This is a genomic window from uncultured Desulfovibrio sp. (assembly GCF_944327235.1).
Lineage (GTDB): Bacteria > Desulfobacterota > Desulfovibrionia > Desulfovibrionales > Desulfovibrionaceae > Desulfovibrio.
Genome location: NZ_CALVHE010000056.1, coordinates 1 through 16,695 on the forward strand (window position 1 = coordinate 1; position 16,695 = coordinate 16,695).

Annotated in this window: 17 protein-coding genes, 1 tRNA gene and 1 pseudogene; 7 read left to right on the forward strand and 12 right to left on the reverse strand. The window is 62.9% G+C overall.

All coding sequences use genetic code 11. The features are described 5' to 3' along the window. Positions 1-52 precede the first annotated feature (52 nt). Positions 53-301, reverse strand: a complete 249-nt coding sequence (locus Q0K00_RS08425) for a hypothetical protein (RefSeq protein ID WP_297228521.1) — start codon at positions 299-301, stop codon at positions 53-55. A gap of 152 nt (positions 302-453) precedes the next feature. On the opposite strand from Q0K00_RS08425, the gene Q0K00_RS08430 reads away from it, so the two are divergent. From Q0K00_RS08430 to Q0K00_RS08440, 3 genes are read left to right on the forward strand one after another with little or no spacing between them, the layout of a single operon-like run. Further along, complete coding sequence (locus Q0K00_RS08430) at positions 454-885, forward strand: Lar family restriction alleviation protein (protein WP_297228522.1); 432 nt, start codon at positions 454-456, stop codon at positions 883-885. Beyond that, positions 882-1,127 carry a hypothetical protein gene (locus Q0K00_RS08435; protein WP_297228524.1) on the forward strand — a complete coding sequence of 82 codons (246 nt, stop codon included), beginning with the start codon at positions 882-884 and terminating at the stop codon, positions 1,125-1,127. Before Q0K00_RS08430 ends, Q0K00_RS08435 begins: the two co-directional genes overlap by 4 nt. Further along, positions 1,105-2,109, forward strand: a complete 1,005-nt coding sequence (locus tag Q0K00_RS08440; protein ID WP_297228526.1) for a site-specific integrase — start codon at positions 1,105-1,107, stop codon at positions 2,107-2,109. The genes Q0K00_RS08435 and Q0K00_RS08440 overlap by 23 nt, the downstream gene beginning before the upstream one ends. Positions 2,110-2,200: 91 nt before the next feature. On the opposite strand, the gene Q0K00_RS08445 is transcribed toward Q0K00_RS08440, so the two are convergent. From Q0K00_RS08445 to Q0K00_RS08495, 11 genes are all read right to left on the reverse strand, one after another. Continuing rightward, positions 2,201-2,276 (reverse strand) — tRNA-Thr (locus Q0K00_RS08445). 97 nt (positions 2,277-2,373) lie between these two features. Next, the gene (locus tag Q0K00_RS08450) at positions 2,374-3,705 is read right to left on the reverse strand and encodes a sodium-dependent transporter (RefSeq protein WP_297228528.1); all 1,332 of its coding nucleotides are present in this window, start codon (positions 3,703-3,705) and stop codon (positions 2,374-2,376) included. A 9-nt stretch (positions 3,706-3,714) separates the two neighbouring features. Next, positions 3,715-4,869: an AI-2E family transporter gene (locus tag Q0K00_RS08455; RefSeq protein ID WP_297228530.1), complete on the reverse strand. Its 1,155-nt coding sequence runs from the start codon at positions 4,867-4,869 to the stop codon at positions 3,715-3,717. A 773-nt stretch (positions 4,870-5,642) separates the two neighbouring features. Beyond that, on the reverse strand, positions 5,643-6,011 hold the full coding sequence (locus Q0K00_RS08460) for a hypothetical protein (protein ID WP_297228532.1): 369 nt from the start codon (positions 6,009-6,011) through the stop codon (positions 5,643-5,645). A gap of 114 nt (positions 6,012-6,125) precedes the next feature. Further along, complete coding sequence (gene gluQRS / locus Q0K00_RS08465; protein WP_297228534.1) at positions 6,126-7,178, reverse strand: tRNA glutamyl-Q(34) synthetase GluQRS; 1,053 nt, start codon at positions 7,176-7,178, stop codon at positions 6,126-6,128. A 315-nt stretch (positions 7,179-7,493) separates the two neighbouring features. Next, complete coding sequence (locus tag Q0K00_RS08470; RefSeq protein ID WP_297228536.1) at positions 7,494-8,009, reverse strand: rhodanese family protein; 516 nt, start codon at positions 8,007-8,009, stop codon at positions 7,494-7,496. A gap of 45 nt (positions 8,010-8,054) precedes the next feature. Next, positions 8,055-9,002 (reverse strand): NlpC/P60 family protein, encoded by a 948-nt coding sequence (locus Q0K00_RS08475; protein WP_297228538.1) that lies wholly within the window; start codon positions 9,000-9,002, stop codon positions 8,055-8,057. A gap of 75 nt (positions 9,003-9,077) precedes the next feature. Continuing rightward, entirely contained in the window at positions 9,078-9,491 is a 414-nt protein-coding gene (locus Q0K00_RS08480) for a flagellar basal body rod C-terminal domain-containing protein (protein WP_297228541.1), read from the reverse strand. Positions 9,492-9,576: 85 nt separating this feature from the next. Then, positions 9,577-10,365: a GTP cyclohydrolase FolE2 gene (gene folE2 / locus Q0K00_RS08485; protein ID WP_297228543.1), complete on the reverse strand. Its 789-nt coding sequence runs from the start codon at positions 10,363-10,365 to the stop codon at positions 9,577-9,579. Position 10,366: 1 nt separating this feature from the next. After that, positions 10,367-10,786 (reverse strand): nickel-responsive transcriptional regulator NikR, encoded by a 420-nt coding sequence (nikR, locus tag Q0K00_RS08490; protein WP_297228545.1) that lies wholly within the window; start codon positions 10,784-10,786, stop codon positions 10,367-10,369. 15 nt (positions 10,787-10,801) lie between these two features. After that, a complete protein-coding gene (locus tag Q0K00_RS08495; protein ID WP_297228547.1) occupies positions 10,802-11,536 on the reverse strand; it encodes a methyltransferase in 735 nt (244 codons plus the stop codon). A gap of 140 nt (positions 11,537-11,676) precedes the next feature. On the opposite strand from Q0K00_RS08495, the gene Q0K00_RS08500 reads away from it, so the two are divergent. The 4 genes and pseudogenes from Q0K00_RS08500 to Q0K00_RS08515 form a co-directional block, all read left to right on the forward strand. Next, on the forward strand, positions 11,677-12,165 hold the full coding sequence (locus tag Q0K00_RS08500; protein ID WP_297228549.1) for a CvpA family protein: 489 nt from the start codon (positions 11,677-11,679) through the stop codon (positions 12,163-12,165). Between the two features lie 155 nt (positions 12,166-12,320). Further along, positions 12,321-13,124 (forward strand): nucleoside triphosphate pyrophosphohydrolase, encoded by an 804-nt coding sequence (mazG, locus tag Q0K00_RS08505; protein WP_297228550.1) that lies wholly within the window; start codon positions 12,321-12,323, stop codon positions 13,122-13,124. A gap of 2 nt (positions 13,125-13,126) precedes the next feature. Next, on the forward strand, positions 13,127-15,208 hold the full coding sequence (locus Q0K00_RS08510; RefSeq protein WP_297228552.1) for a hypothetical protein: 2,082 nt from the start codon (positions 13,127-13,129) through the stop codon (positions 15,206-15,208). 9 nt (positions 15,209-15,217) lie between these two features. Then, positions 15,218-16,695 (forward strand): annotated as a pseudogene (locus Q0K00_RS08515) (hypothetical protein); the annotation flags it as partial.

Sequence of the window (16,695 nt, forward strand, 5' to 3'; positions counted from 1 at the left end):
CGTCAACGTCATGCGCTGGATCGGTGGAAGAATTACAGCCGTAGAGATGGACTCAGAAAGCAACTGACAGGCCGCCCAGAGCGGCCTTTTTTATGCCCTTGGGGGAATGATGAAAAAGCGCCAGAACACCACAGCCCGCTGCCCGTACTGCGGCACGACCTACCGCCACACGGGCATGGCCGAGCGCTGCCTGCGCGGTCAGCTGTGTCGCGTGTATAATCAAGTTACGGGAGAGCGCCGGGCGGTCTTTGACATTCTGCATTTGTGGTCTGAATGGGACGAAGAAAAGAGGAATAGCCATGCCCGCTAAATCCTGTCAGTGCCCGGAACGCCGGATGCTCATCGTATCCCGCCGCTGGGAGATTTGTAGCAAGCCCGGCGACGACACAACCATCGTCTGCTGCAAAAAATGCGCGGCGCTCAGGCAGGCGCAGGATGAGGAGATGAAAGGCCATGAGCAAGGAAATTGATCTGATGCCCTGCCCGCACTGCGGGGGAACAGACCTGCAAGTCGATTTTAACGGCGTTTATGAGCGCCATTTTGTGCGGTGCTACAATCCCGAATGCCACATGCAGGGGCCGGAGGTTTACGGCAGAGAGGCCGCCGCCGAGGCCTGGAACGACCTGCCGCGTGCCCTTGTGTGGAGCAGCGAGCCGCCGACCGTTCAAGGGTGGTATTTTACGCGGCGAAAGCTTCCCGGAAAGCCTCTGCGGTTGATGTACGTCAAACGGGAAAAAAGGTTTGACTATCAAGGGAAAAATCCACGTCATTTTATGACAATGGCAAGCAAGAAAAGTGAAGAAGGATATATCATCGAAAATTTGAACCAGCCCGACAGGATTTGGGCCGGGCCGATTCCTGAACCAAAGGAGGCCAAACGATGACCGACACGATGAACGACGCGCAGCGCCTAAGAGAAATTTCCCGTTTGCAAGCTGAGTTGCAGGCGGCAGAAGCAGAGGCTGCGGAAAAGCTCGCGGCAATCAAGCGTCAGATCAACGAGCTGTGCGGCATATCCTGTGCTAATGAGATACGAAAGAAAAAGGCCATGAGCAACGCGGATTTTTTAGCCCTTGGGAAGGTGACAGCAGGGGGAGTAAGACGTGAGCGTTTCGCGCAGGGCTGATGGACGTTGGATAGTAAAATTTAGGGAGGACGGCAAATGGAAGCAAAAGTCTTTCCGTGACGAGCAAATAGCATATGCCTTTGATTCCGAACAACTTGAGCAGGAAGAAACTGATTCAAGGCTGACAGCAGGTGAGCTTGTTCTTGCTTACCTGCGGTCACGCCCAGATCTTCACCGCTCAACGCGCAGCAGCCTTTTGTGGCTGCTTGCTGACGGAGGCCCTGCCGCTTTCTTGCGGGACAAATACGCTGACATGCTCAACCGTCAGGACTTGGAGCGTATGCGCGAAAACCTTCGCGCGCGTGAAGTCAGCAACAATACGATGAATCATTACCAGGCGTATATCCAATCTGTGCTTGCCTGGGGTGTTGAGCAGGAGTTTCTTTCCCGTAATCCTTGGCCGTTCAGAAAGTTGAAAGTCGTAAAGCCAATGATCTCGGCAACGCTTGATGACTTGCTAAGGATATATCGAGAACTGCCGGACTACATGCAATGGGCCGTAAAGACGGCCTTTTTTCTTGCCCTTCGTTTTGGAGAGGTTGAGCTGTTCAGTCTGCAATGGTCTTGCTTTGACTGGCAAAGACGACAAGTCATGGTCAGACAAGGGAAAAGTGGGAAAATAAAGACAGTCATCTTGCGCAACGAGGCTTACTTTCAGGAGGCATACGAACGATTTAGAGAGGACATGCGACACGGAATCACTCTCGTCTGTCATCGGAACGGTATGCGCGTGCTGTCGTACAAGACGGCATGGCGCGCGGCCTGCCGTCGCGCAGGGGTGAGAATTCGCCCCTACGACATTCGGCACGTCGCCGCAACTACCATGCTGGCAAACGGCGCAGACCTTGCCGCCGTAGCTGCCCAGCTTGGACACAGCAGCGTGGCAACAACCGGAGCAATCTATGCACATGTTACGCCTCATGGGCAGGCCCATGCTGCAGAAATCATGCCAACTATTGAGGTAAAAGCGCTAAAAAAATAGCCCCGCACCATGCCTTGGTGCGGGGCTTGTTTTTGGTGCAAATTGGTGCAGAAAAAAGGGGCACGGAAACGCCGTAACCCCTTGTTTTCTCTGGAGCCAGCTAAGAGACTTGAACTCTTGGCCTGCTGATTACGAATCAGCTGCTCTACCAACTGAGCTAAGCTGGCGCGAAGGGAATAATGCGTTAAATCCGGCTGTGTGTCAAGAAAAAAGCACGCCTTTCTGCGCAACAAATTTTTTTCGTACGCTCCGGGCGGGACAGCCTCAAATCAGCCCGAGCCCATGCAGCAGCACCAGCAGGATGAGCAGCGGTGTGGCGGTGCGGCAAAGAAAACGTACGGCACGGGGCGCCCTGCCGTTCCCGAGTCGTGCAAGCACCTGCTCCCCGGCGGCCGAATAGCCGACGAACAGGCAAGTGGCTATGCCGCACACCGGCATGAGCAGCATGGAGGATAACGCATCGTACAGATCGAAAAAGGACATGCCGCAAATCTTGAAGTCCTTCCAGATGCCGAGCGAGAGCGTGGCTGGCGCGCCCAGCAGCATCAGTCCGGCCAGCACGGCGGGCACTGCCTTTGCGCGCGAGCAGCACAGACGTTCCGCCAGACAGGATACGGGCACTTCCAGCAGCGAAAGGATGGCGCCCGTAGCGGCGATGCCCGACAAGACAAAGAAGATGGTAGCAAGCAGATGGCCACCGGGCAAAGAGGCGAAGACGGCGGGAACGGTCATGAACAGCAGCGCTGGTCCCTGCGTGACCTCGAAATCAAAGCTGAACACGGCCGGGAAAATGGCTATGCCGGCCAGCAGCGAGACCAGCAGGTCACAGACCATGACCCGTAGCGCCGTGGCCGGGATATTCACTTCTTCCTTGAAATAGCTGCCGTAAATGAGCATACAGCCCATGCCCACGGACATCTTGAAAAAGGCCAGCCCCATAGCCGTCAGGATGACCTCGCCGGAGATGCGACCCCATTGCGGCATGAAGAGGAAGCGCAAGCCCTCCCCTGCTCCCGGCAGGGTCAGACTGCGCAGACAGATGCCGAGCAGCAGCAGAAAAAGCAGCGGCATGAGCACGCGCGTCACCTTTTCGATGCCTTTCGAGGCTCCGCGCATGATGATGGCCCCCGTCAGGATAAGCACACCCCACTGCCACCCCAGCGAGGCCCACGGGTCCCCCGTCAGCAGACTGAAGGTCTCCCAGGCCGCTTTAGGGTCGGACGTGCCCGTGCCGCCCAGAGCGGACTTGAAGATATAGGCAAAGACCCAGCCCGCCACATCCGAATAGAACCCCAGGATCACGATGCAGCTCAGGATAGCGCCCATGCCGATGATCCACCAGCCGGAACGAGGAGCAATGACGCGAAAGACATCCACCACATTCCGGCGTCCTGCCCGACCGATGGCAAGCTCAGCGAGCATGAGCGGCAGACCGATACAAAGCGTGGCCAGAGCATAGACGAGCAGGAACGACGCTCCGCCGTTCTGCCCCACGAGAGCCGGGAATTTCCAAATATTGCCGAGTCCCACGGCCGAACCAAGCGTTGCGGCCAGCACTCCGAGACGGGACGAAAAATGATCGCGCGCGGCTGCCATACGGTCTCCTTATTCTTGCGGGGAGGAGGAATCAGGCGCGGTCGGGGCGCACTCCACGGGACGATCCTCTGCCGCGTCGTCCCCGGCGGTCGCCGCAGCGGAAACAGTCGCCGCCTCCCCGGAAGGAAATTCTTCCATGAAGATCTGCCACAGGGTCACGAACAAGACCGCCAGGACCGGACCGGTGATGAAACCATCCAGACCAAAGAGGGCAAAACCGCCCAGAGTCGAAAGCAACACCATGAAGTCCGGCAGTTTGGTGTCTCGTCCAACCAGGATGGGCCGCAGAGCATTGTCCGCAAGGCCGATGACGCACACCCCATAGACCATGAGCACCACGCCGGAAACGAGCTCGCCCGTCAACAGAAGATAGATCGCCGCGGGCAGCCAGACGACCGCCGCCCCCACGACGGGGATGAGAGAAAGCAGCGTCATGATGACGCCCCAGAGCACGGGCGCGCGCAAGCCCAGCACGGCAAAGATGATGCCGCCCAGAGTCCCCTGCGCCACGGCCACCAGCAGCGTGCCGCGCACCGTGGCGCGCAGCATGAGCGCAAAACGGGCAAACAGCAGTTCCTCGCGATGATCCCCGAACGGTAATGCCCGAATGAGGAGCCGACGGATGCGTTCACCATCCCGCAGGAGGAAGAAGGCCAGATAGAGCACGATGGCCAGATCGACGAACCAGTTGACGGTACCGCCCCCAATGGCCATGGTCTGCCGCGCCAGATAACCGCTGGCGGTCACGGCGGCGGACGAGAAGGCAGCCTTGATCTTTTCCGGGCCGTAGCCGAATTTCTCCAGCCACTCGATGACCGCCGGCAAGGCCTGCCGCAGCTTGTCCACCATGTCGCCTATTTCGTCCGCATTGCCGGAAAGTCGTGCATAGAGCTGCGCCAGCTCGGAAAGACAGGTATACAACAGATAGCCTGCCGGCAAGATGATGAAGGCCAGACTGACCAGCACCGTGCAGAGCGAAGCGGTATTGGCTCCCAATCCGTATTGTTGCAAACGCTGTCGCAAGGGCATGAACAACAGGCCAATGACCACGCTCCAGAAAATATCGTCAAAAAACGGCCGAAGCATCCAGAGAAATGCCAGTGTGGCCAGCAACAGCAGACCAAGAAAGGCATTGTTCTCCAGGCGAGAAGGCGATGTGTTCATCCGTGCTCCCAGGGGCTATCGACGCAAATTTTACAAATATTTTTAATAGATAAAACAAATTAGCCGTACACGTTCCGCTTGTCTTTTAGCGCATTTTGCCTTTGAAAAAGGCAACATGTGAGGCGGCGGCACAGCGCCGCCCGGCCCAGCGTGAGCGGAAAAACCGCGTTTTTTTCCGCCAAACGACAGGCCGTATGGTTTGGAACGCGAAGCGTTTCAAACTGAAAATGCTCTAAGGCGGGGAGCCTCGTGCCCCTGTCGCTTTCTCTGGTAAAAGCGCGGTGGACGGGCGAACACCTCCAGCGCTGGCTGCGCCCCAGTGGTCGGCTCATGAAGAGCCCGTTAGGCGACGCAGGAGCCTTGCGGGCATCGACAGCAGAGCGCGACCGAAAGGCGGCCGCAGGCCGTGCCCGTTGCGGCGAAGGAGGCTACAGACATCGAAACAGCGCGAGAGGGCCCCTCCCCTCAAAACAGGCAGCGAAGCGTAGCAACAGCCCCCAACAGAGCAAAGCAGCCGTTCCAGCTGCGCGAATGCCCGTCCCGGGCGGCCCCGCCATGAGATCATGTCGTCCATTGCCCTTCCCTTGTCCGACAAGCGGCCATGCCCTTGCATAACGCGAAAGAACGATCTTGCACACTGCCGCAAAAAGGGCACGACGAACCGTCATGCCCTTTCGTCGCAGTAAAAGGCCATTATGGCAGAGATGTACGCACCCTGCGCAAGCAGACGGGAAACGACAGGCGCGCCGTCCGGCCTGCGCGCGTCCAAGGGGTCACGCCCGTTCGATGACGAACGGGATGCAATGCAGTTCGCGGCTCTTTTCCTGTGTGGAGCCAAGCTTCCAGGGGCTGTCGGCAGCCCAGCCCAGCTTTTCGGCAACGGCCCGAGCAACTCCGGCCACGTTCAGCACAGGATGACGCTGGAACACCTGCGGCAGCCCGTAAGTCAGGTTGCACACCAGACACTTTCCGGGACGCTGATGCAGTTCAAAGGCCAGTTCAGCCCTGTCGCCGCTGACGTTGCGGCACACCAGCCGGATATCGTAAGCGCCCTCTTCCGCGCCGCCGAACAGCGCATCAAAAAAAGCGTCCGTCCGCTCCGCGGGAAAAACCGAGTCCAGAAAAGCCTGATCAAGAACCATGTTTCCTCCACTGCATTTGTACATGATGCCGGACAGCAACCCGGCCGACGGCTTCCGGCCGCCGCGATCTCTTCCCGCCATACGGCGGCAACGCCGTATCAGGGGGGCAGCCGCTTATTCGTATGTGGCCTCGCCGGAAGGCGCTCCATGGCGCAGCCAGTCCATAAGCGAACCATCGAGACGGCAGTCCCGCCGCGGGAGCCTGTCCAGTCGGAAACTCGCCGTCACCCCGGCGGCAGATGCCTCCCGGCGGTCAGGATTGGCCCCGGCCAGCCAGGCCAGCAGGCCGACGATACGTTCCGGCGGCACGCCTTCCGCGCGCAGGCTGCGCAGCGCAAGGCTGTTGTGTCGTTTTGCGAGGCGCTCCCCTTCCGCATCACACAGCAGGGGAACATGCGCATACGTCGGGATTTCATAGCCTAAAAGCCGTAAAAGGGCAATCTGACGCGGGGTGGAGGGCAGGATATCACGCCCTCGCACTACCTGATTGACGCCCATGCGACCATCGTCCACCGCAACGGCAAGCTGATAGGCGATCACTCCGTCCGAACGCTGCACGGCAAAATCCCCGCCGCAGTCGTCCAGTCGAAAGCATTGCTGCCCCTGCACCACATCATTGAATGAAATAGGTTCCGACGGCCCATGAAAGCGGAGACTGGCACGCCGCCCGGACTGCCGCATCGCCGCACGTTGTGACTCGCTGAGATGGCGGCAGGTGCCGGGATAGGGAGCCCCCATATCGTCCACATGCGGCGCACCGGCCAGAGCGCGCAACTCCTTGCGGGTACAGAAGCACGGATAGATGCAGCCCAGATGTTCAAGCTGCTGAAGGGCTTGGGCATAAAAGAGCATACAACGGCTCTGGATATAGGGGCCGCGCTCCCCCTGTTCCTGCAGGCCACAGTCCCCGCCGGAAGCGAGGACAGGGCCTTCGTCCCAGTCCATGCCCAACCAGCGCAGATCTTCCATGATGGCGAGCGCATACTCGGTCCGTGAACGCTGGGGATCGATGTCCTCCAGTCTGAGGAGGACGCGTCCCCCCGCTTGACGAGCGGCCCACCAAGCCATGAGAAACGCCCAGGCATTCCCCAGATGCAGATAGCCTGTCGGGCTTGGGGCAAGGCGTCCCCGCACTTCGCGCGAGGCGTTCACGGTCTCGATCATCATGTCTTCCTGTCGTCAGACTCCGTTACCGCGCCCATACGCAAAGCGGGGAGCATCCTCCACAGAGGCGATGCTTCCCCGCGTATGCGACCACGGTCTTCCGCTCACGCAAGACGGTCTTTTTCTCTCAGGCTGTGTCGGCCAGACTCGCGTCCGTATCGGAAAGCTGGACCTTAGAGCATTTTTAGTTTGAAACGCTTCGCGCTCCAAACCATACGGCCGGTCGTTTCGCGGAAAAAACGCGGTTTTCCCGCTCACTTTGGGCCGGGCGGCGCTGTGCCGCCGCCTCGCATTTTACTTTTTGAAAGGCAAAATGCTCTACTTCTTGTTCCAGGGCATTTTGGCCAGCAGCTTGGCCATGCCGCAGACGCCGGTCAGCCCCGCGTAGATCAGCCCGGCACCCACAAAGGCGCTCAGCCAGACGAAGATGGGGAATACGCAGGAAGCCAGCAGGCCGAACAGCACCAGCGCACCGGCGCCGATCTGGATCTGACGACTCATGGGCAGCGGGCATTTTTCGTGCCGCTCCACGGGCAGTCCGGCCTTTTCCCAGGCGCTCACGCCGCCGAGAACAAGCCAGGCAGGACCACCGGCCACACGCTCCAGCACGTCGGCATTGTCCCGCGTGCGGGAACCGGAATTGCACATGAACACAATGGGTTTCTGCTCGGTGGCGGGCTCCAGCTTCAGGAAAGGCAGCGCCGACAGGGGAGCGGCTTCCGCCCCGGGCACGGAAACGACGGACAGTTCATCGGCCTCACGCACATCGACCAGGCGGATCTCCCCGGCTTGCAGGCGCTTGTAAACTTCGACAGGGCTAAGAGAAGGCAGCATGTGACCTCACTTTGGTTGGGGGAAAAACGATCTGACACCAGTTACTTATTTCTTCTTGGAAGAACTCTTGCGGGACGAACGCGACGCCCCCTTGTCCTTCTTCTTTTGCTGCTGAGAGGATGCGCGAGCCTTTGTCTTGCTTTTGCCGCTTTGGCGTGAAGCGGCAGCCTTTGACTTGCTTTTGCCGCTCTGACGTAAAGCGGCAGCCTTCGACTTGCTCTTGCCGCTCTTGCGCGACGCTGAGGCTTTGTCCCGACTTTTCCGCCGCTGTTCGGACGGCTTGCGCACCTGATCCTTTTTCTTGCGCTGGGACGTGACCTTCGACGACTGCTTTCCCTTCTTGCGGCTTTCGACGGCTGCCTCCTGACGCGCCTTGCGGGAGCGCTCCATATCGCGGACCGCGCGCTCTTCGGTATACTGGGCCATGCGGCTTTCCGCCTGGGCCACCAGATCCTGTCCGTCGGCGGCGCTCATGCTGACGCGTCGCGCCCCGAGGAACGTATTGTTGAAATAAGGGTCATCCAGGGAGCTGATCTTGACGGAGCTCCGGCGGCGCGGACTGTGCACGAATTTGCCGTCCCCGACATAGATGCCCGTATGGTAGCCCCGCCGCGGATGACGGAAGGCCACGATATCGCCCGCGCGCATGTCTTCCACGCGCATGATGCGCTGCCCGATGGTGGACTGTTCCCGTGCCGTACGGGGCAGCTTGACGCCGACGCTCTGATAGGCCCACTGTACGAGCCCCGAACAGTCGAACCCGCCCGGATTGCGCCCGCCGGGCACATAGGGCGTCCCGATGGCCGATCGAGCCGTCTTGACGACGGACTGACCGGATGCGCGATCCCGCGCATCTTCCTGCCGGTTCAGGACATCTTCCACATTGGCCCGGTAGCGGATCAGCAGATCCTTGTCCTGTTGCTTGCGTGCCGTACAACCAAGGAGCACGGCAGAGATCAGAAAAAGGGTCAGCAGATTGAGTGCTTGGCGCATTCGTTCTCCAGACAAGGGTAAACCCGCTTGCGCGGGCTGAAAAAAACGGGCAGGACCCGTATATCCACAAAAATATCAGGCCTTCATGTCGAGGATGACGCCCAGCATATCGTCCGCCGTCCGTACGACCTGCGCATTGGCCTCATAGGTGTGCGGCATGGCCACAAGATCGACCATTTCCCGCTCCAGACTCGTGCCGCTGGGGAAGAGGCTTTCCAGCGGCGTGCCTTCACTGGCGCCCATGTCGCGGGCACGCTGGCGCAGCTCGTCATAGGAGACGCGGGTGCCTTCCTGTCCGGCAAGACCGTCTCCCTGGAAGACGGCATCCAGCCGCGTCCCGTTGTTGCCGGCGATATCCGAATATTCCGCGCGTTGCGGATTGAAGCCCGCCGTGTTCACGTTGGCTACATTGTGCGTCACCGTCTGCATACCGGCGCCAAAAGCGGAAAGAGCCGACGAACCAATGCTCATACTGCTTGAAATGCTCATAGTATCACTCCCCTTTCCCGGTTTTTTAGCACAGACTGTCCCAAAAGGCAAAAGGCTTTTTGCCAAGGCAGGCGGAAGGGGCGCCTCACTTTCGGCCTGCCGGCTCCAGATGACGTTCGATGCAGGCAAAGGCATTATGGCTGTGGATGGACTCCATGCTCTCCACCTCCACCCGGAACCAAGAGATCTGTCCGTGCTCAAGCAAGCGTTGCGCCACATTGCGCACCACATCCTCAACAAAGGTCGGCTGCGCGAAGGCGTGTTCGGTCACATACTTCTCGTCCTCCCGCTTGAGGAGGGTGTAGACGGCCGACGACCCCGACGCTTCGGCCATTTCGATGAAGTCCTCGATCCAGCTGAAATGCGTCATGCGGACGGACAGTCTGATCATGGTGCGCTGACTGTGCGCCCCTTCCCGGCTGATGGCCTTGGAGCAGGGGCAGACCGTCATGACCGGCACATTGACGTCCAGAGAAAACGACTGCCCCTCGTCGGTCAGTTCGCCGGTCAGGCGGCAATCGTAGGCCACAAGGCTCTCGCTGCCGGAAGCCGGCGCCGCCTTGCGCATGAAATAGGGGAAGCAGAAATGCACATAGGCCCGCCGCGCCTCGAGGCGTTCCTTGATGGCGGCGAGCAGACGCCGCACGGACTGATAGCTGATGGCGTCGTTCCATTCTTCCAGTGCCGCGACGAAGCGGCTCATGTGCGTCCCCTTGAACGCGGCGGGCAGGTCCACGCCCATATCGACGCGGGCCACGGTCTGTCGGCTGCCCTCGGCCTTGTCCCGCACCAGCAGGGGCATGGTGATGCCCCGCACTCCAACCGTATCTATCGGCAGCGCCACCTGCGGCGCATGACGTTGCACATCTTCCATATCAGGCGAGATCCTGTCCTGTCGTTGTTCCGCTGAACGTGCCGTGCTTCACGCCCTTGCAGGAAACAAGGCGGTCTGCGAGCGCGCGCACCCGGCCCGCGTCTCCTTTCAGCACCAGCACTTCCAGACAATTGTGATGATCCAGATGCACATGCAGGGTCGTTATGATGATGTCGTGATCATCATGCTGCATACGCGTCAGCTTGCGGGCCAGATCATTCTTGTGATGATCATAGACCAGCGTCAGCGTACCGGCCGCCTCAGCGTCGGCACGCTGCCATTCTTCTTCCACCAGCGCCTTGCGGATGAGATCGCGGATGGCCTCCGAACGATTGCCGTACCCCTTGCGGCGGCACAAATCGTCAAACGGCTCCAGAAGCTCCTCATCCAACGAGACGCCAAAGCGCGTCAGCTTGCCCATGCGCTTCGCTCCTCTTCAGCATGTCGCCGCACGCCGGCTGATCTCCCAGACGTGCACGGTGACCGGCACAGGCTGGGCATAGAGGGGCTCGACCTCCGCGCTGAAGACCCGCCGCCCCTGCCAGCCGCCGCCATGCAGCGCCTGCAAAAAGGCGTCGTATACGCTGCGTCCGGGCTCGGCCACCCAGGCCACGCCGCCGGGGGACAGCGTATGCTCCAGAAAACGCATGACCGGCGCCACGAAACGTTTTTCGTACATGATGTCCCCGCCCCATATGCGGTCGATGCCGCCTTGCCGCAAAGCGGGCTGCCGCCAGTCCATGACGGCCCAGAGCGGGCCGGGGCGCACCCCGTTGTGCGCGGCATTGCGCGCGGCAAAACGCACGGCGTCCATCTCGTAGTCCAGCCCGAGCACCCGCGCCCCCAGCCAGGCCCCCACCAGCGCGGTCAGCCCCAAGCCGCACCCCAGATCGAGGCAGCGTCGCCCGACGATCTCCTCGCGCCGCAGCTCCAGCCAGCGGGCCAGCACCAGACTGGACGGCCAGAGCTCTGTCCAGTAGGGAAGCCGCTCATCCTCGAAGTTTCGCGGGTCTTCCGTCATGGCCTCCCAGAGTTCCTCCAGATTGGCGGCGCGCAGCAGTTCCCAGCGGCGACCGCACGCCGTCACCCCGATGCGGCCGCGCTCTTCGGGCGCTTCCGCGGCCTGCGGGACGCCGCCGGAGTCGGGAGGGGAAGCAAATATCCGTTCCATCTCCCCAGCATAGCCTATTGCCCTCCCGCTGTACAGACGTGCCCCTCCCGCTCTCCGTTCCCGGAAAAACAGGCAGACCGCGCTCTTGTGAGGAACGCCGCCTTCTGCTAGGCTGTCGGCACTTCTTTTCCGAGGGATATATGGGACAGGATATTTTTGACGTCATCGTCGTGCTGGTACTGGTCTTTTTTACCCTGCGCGGCTTCTGGAACGGCTTCGTGGGCGAGGTGGCCGGACTGGTCTCTCTCGTGGGCGGCTTCTGGGCCGCGCACAATTTCCACCCCCTGCTGTCCGAGCATCTGACGTTCATCAGTGAACCGGCCTGGCGGCAGCTCGCCGCCTATGTGCTGATCTTTGTGGCCACGCTCATCCTGGTAGCCATATTGGCCCGCATCCTTCAAAAAGTCCTGTCCTTCAGCTTCGTGCTCTGGGTGGACAGACTGGCAGGCGGCATCCTGGGGCTGGCCAAGGGCCTCCTGCTCTGCTCCATCGTGCTGCTCGTGCTGCAGAAGCTCATGGGCAACATGGCCTTCCTCCAGAATTCGCGCGCGCTGCCCTATTTCACCAGCCTCATCGAACAGATCCGGGCCTGGCTGCCGCCGGATGTCCTGAGCCGGTTCAACATCTAGCGGGGAGCATACGGGGCGGGCGCTCACGAACGCCGTTTTGCCCCGCCGCCCCGAAAATACATCCCGACGCGCCAGCCGCGCGCCTCTCCGCCAGGGCCCACCGCGGGCTGCGCGGCCGGACGGCGCGGCGGACCGCGCCAATAAAGGAAGCATGTATGGAAAAAAGCGCTCTTGAACAATTGCGGGATGTCCTCGACCGCCTGACGGCCGAAGAAGGCGGCTGCCCGTGGGACAAGGAACAGACGCCCCGTAGTCTTGCCGAGTACATCATCGAGGAGAGCCACGAGCTCGTCAGCGCCATTCGTTCCGGCTCGGATGCCGACGTATGCGAGGAGTTGGGCGATGTGGCCTTTTTGCTGCTCTTCGTGGCCCGGCTCTATGAAAAGCAGGGAAAATTCTCGCTGGACGACGCGCTGGCGAACAATCGCGCCAAAATGATCCGCCGCCATCCGCATGTATTCGGAGACGCGCACTTCGATACGCGGGACGAACAGCTCAAGACGTGGGAACAGATCAAGCGGACCGAGCACGCCGACGACACGGGTCGCCCCAAGGGCCTCTTCGACAGCCTGCCCGCCAGCCTGCCGCCCCTGACCAAGGCCTACCGCATCCACTCCAAGGCCGCCCGCGTGGGCTTCACCTGGCAGGAGGACGAGGAAGTGGAGCAGCAGGTGGAGGCCGAATGGCTGGAATGGCTGGACGTGGCCGCCGGGGACGACAAGGACGCGCAGCATCACGAACTGGGAGACCTGCTCTTCAGCATCACCGAACTGGGACGACGCAAGGGCATCAAGGCCAGTGAGGCGCTGGACGACGCCAATACCCGCTTCCTCCGGCGTTTTTCGCGCATGGAAGAACTTGCGCGCGCGCAGGGACGAGACTTTGCTTCCCTGTCTCTGGATGAAAAGGACGAGCTGTGGACACAGGCCAAGGCGGAAGAAACAGCCGGGAAGGCCTGAGCGTGAACGGCCTTCCGTCGTCTGGACGCCGGGCCGTGCGCGGCCTGTGGAGCTTCACGCTGCTGCTCCCCCTGCTCATGGCGGCCCTGCTGCTGGCGGCCTGTACGACGGGCAGGGGCGCGGGATCCGTCGTACGCCCGGAGGCCCGCCTGCCGCGTGCGGATCCGGGCTATGTGCAGTGGCTGGAACGCCAGTCCATGCTCGGGGCCGCGCCGCTGCTGGCGGGGCAGGTCTCCGGGACGGAACGCATCTGGAGCAACAGCGCCCTGAGCAAGAACCGCTCCCTGCTGCTGACCGCCGCGCCCAACTGGCTCGAGGTCGATCCCTATACCGTCGGCGCATCCGGCAGCGTCCTTGCCGCGCTGGGCGGCAGCCTGCCCGCGCTGCTGGGCCAGCTGGGCATCGGCGGGCTGTACGTGTCGCCCACAGGCGAACGGGGGGACATCTGGCAGGAGATCCCGCGCGTCGGCACGGCCGACAATGTGACCGCGCTCCACTTCGACAAGACTGTCGGCAACGATGAGGATCTGGCCCGCCTGCAGGAACGCCTCGAGGCGGCGCATATCCAGCTCGGCGGCGAACTGCCGCCCGCCGCCACGGGCCTCGGCCCGGACTTCATCCTGCAAGCCCGCCATGCGCCCCGCTTTGACGGCCTCTACGCCATGATCAGCGTCCCGCGTGAACTCTGGGACAGCCTGCCGTCCGTCCCCGGCGAATGGGATTGTCTGGCCCTGCGGCCGGAAGCGGTGAGCGCCCTGCAGGCCAAAGGACTGCTGCCGCCCACCCTGCTGCGGCAAAAACTGGCGTGGGCGGAACCCGGCGGCTGGGCCGCCACGGGCGAAGTGCGCGGCACGGACGGCCAGATCCGGCGCTGGGTCTACCGCTTCGCGGACGATCCCCAACGTCCCGTCCTGCTCTGGCAGGACCCTTCGGGACAGGCCCGGCGCGTCTTTTCCGCGGCCATCATCCGCCATACGGGCCTGCAGGGACAGGCGCTGGCCGGACTGCGGCTGGAAGCCCTGTTCGGTCTTGACGTGCCGCCTCCGTCCAGCGAAAGCGGCGCCGCCTCCCTGTCGGACCGTCTGACGCCGGGCTACGGCGCGCTGGTCGCCGCCGCACGCGAAGTGCACCGTTACGGCGGCTGGGCCGTGCAGGCCGATGCCCTGCCCCCCTCCCTGCTCGCCCCTGTCCTGCGCATGGGCGTGGATTTTTCGCGGGACAGCCTCACCGCGCCTGCCGCGGAATACGCCCTGCTCAGCGGCGATGCCGCGCCGCTGGCCCGCCTGCTGCGTCAGGCAAGGGACGGCGAACTGGATCAGACGCGCCTTGCCCGGGGCCTGCATGGCTGGCAGGGGGTGGACTGGCGTCTGCTGCGCGATCTGCCCGACGGAGAGGAGCTCGTCCGCGAGGCCCAGCGTCTGAGCGGACTGGCTGGCGAGGAACTCCGCCTCTGGACGACGCCGACCTCACTGGCGGCCCGCGCGCTCGGTCTGGATGCCGAGGCGGCCCTGCGTCCGGAGAATGCCGAACGCCTGCGCCGCGCCGCTCTGGCCCTGCTCGCCTGCCGCGCCGGACTGCCCGGTCCGCTCTTCATCAGCCTGCAGGAACTGACCGGCGCGCTCGATGTGCCGCGCAGCGTCTCGCGGGACATCCTGCCCAGCCGGGGACTGGTCCCCCTGCCCGACGCTCCCGCGCGGAGCGGGGCCGTGGCTTCCGCTCCGCTGGCCTTCGGCCCCCTGCGGGAACAGATGGCCGCGCAGGACAGTTTCCTCATGCTGACGGCCCGGCTGCTGCTGGCTCGTCAGGCGGCCGGTCTCGCGCAGGGAAAACTCGTGTCCGTCCAGCAGGCGGGCGGCTGTCTCGCGCTCTGCTCTTCCCTGCCGGAGGGCGGCTACTGGCTGACCGTCATCAATCTTTCCGGTCGGGAGCGCGAATTCTCCGTACAGCTCCCCGCCGGCGGCGACCTGCTCGACATTTTCAGCGGCCAGAGCCTTACCGCCGGCCGCCGGCTCTCCCTGAACCTTGCGGCATATCAGTCGCGCCATCTGGTAATGGATGCCCACGCTGCCACTTCCGCCCCATAGGAGTTGCCCATGAGTCAATATTATCCCGGCCAGCAATCGGACAACGACATCCGTTGCGATACGGGGGTCCCGACCCGACCCGCGCCCGAACAGCCCCTTACCGCCGATGCGCCCGGCGCGGAGGCTTCCTCCGAAGCCGCGCCCGACGCCCGCCCTCCGGCCGACGCCGCCGCTTCGCCGGACGAGGCCACAACGCCCGCAGCAGCCGCCCCGGAAGCTCAGGACGGCGAAAAGACAACCTCGGACGGGGACGCCACGCCCGACTCCGCCGGACCTGACACGACCGGCGCGGATGATGCCGGACCGGCTCGCCCGACCTCGATCGCGACGCGAGGCACGACGGCCCATATCGACCCGGTCCCCGATGACGAGGACATCCCAGTCCTGGAAGTGGCTCCGCCCACTGGGCGCAGCCGTCCCGCCGGACGGGCGCAGCAGCTCTTCCAGCGCCTGGCCGTGGTGGGACCGCTGGCCCTCCTTGTGCTCCTGGCCGTGCAGCTCTGGCCCATCTTCCTGACCGGCGGTCGTTTCTGCCCGGCGGAATGGCCTTCCGTGCTGGCGGCGCTCACCAGCCTGCAAGACGGTCAGTGGCTCTGTCCCAGCGGACCGCAGGGGGCCCAGCTGCCGCTGCTCTTCTGGCTCATGGGCGGTCTGCATCATCTGCTCCTGCTGGCCGGACTGCCCGACCTGATCCTCTTCCCCGTCACCTCGGCGCTTTGCGGCGCGCTGGCCCTGCTGGCCACCTGGATACTGAGCCGGGCCACGGGCAATGGCCGGGAATCCGCCCTTGCCGCCGGGCTCATGCTGCTGTGCAGCCTGCTTTTCCCCTTCTTCGCCCATTTCATGGGCCCGCCGCCGCTGGCCACGGCCCTGACGCTCCTTTCGCTGGCCTGCCTCTGTCGCGGCTGGCAGAGCACATCCACCTCCCTGCTCTTGCCGCTCGGCTTCGTACTGGGCGGACTGGCCGGGCTGACGGGCGGGCTGGCCTATGTGGCCCTGCCGCCCCTCACCAGCCTTGTCTGGCTGTTCTGGCGGTTGCGCCTTGGCCGGGCCCAGCGGCTGGATGCCGTCCTCGGCTTCCTCTTCATGCTGCTGGTCATCGCCGTCTGGCTGCTGGCGCTCATCATCTTCGTGGAGGCCGACACCTACCTGCAGTCCGTGGTCCGGCAGTTCTGGCACTGGCCCCTGCCCCTCTCCGGCAAGTGGTGGCTGCCCCTCGCGGCGGGCGTGCTGGGCATGGGCCCGTGGATCGTGCTCATTCCCTTCGTTTCCTGGACGCGCGTGCTGCGTCAGGCTCCCCATGCCGTGGCCGCGAGCCGTCATGATGCCTGCGGCGCATCCTTCCTCTGGATAGCGCTGGTCCTCTCGGCCGTGCTGAGCCTTCTGGCCCCCGGCCTCAGCGGCTCCGGACCGCTGCTCTGCCTGCTGGCCATCCTGCTGGGCCGTGCGCTGCTGCGCCTTTCCGATCTGGGGAGCCGCATCTTCTA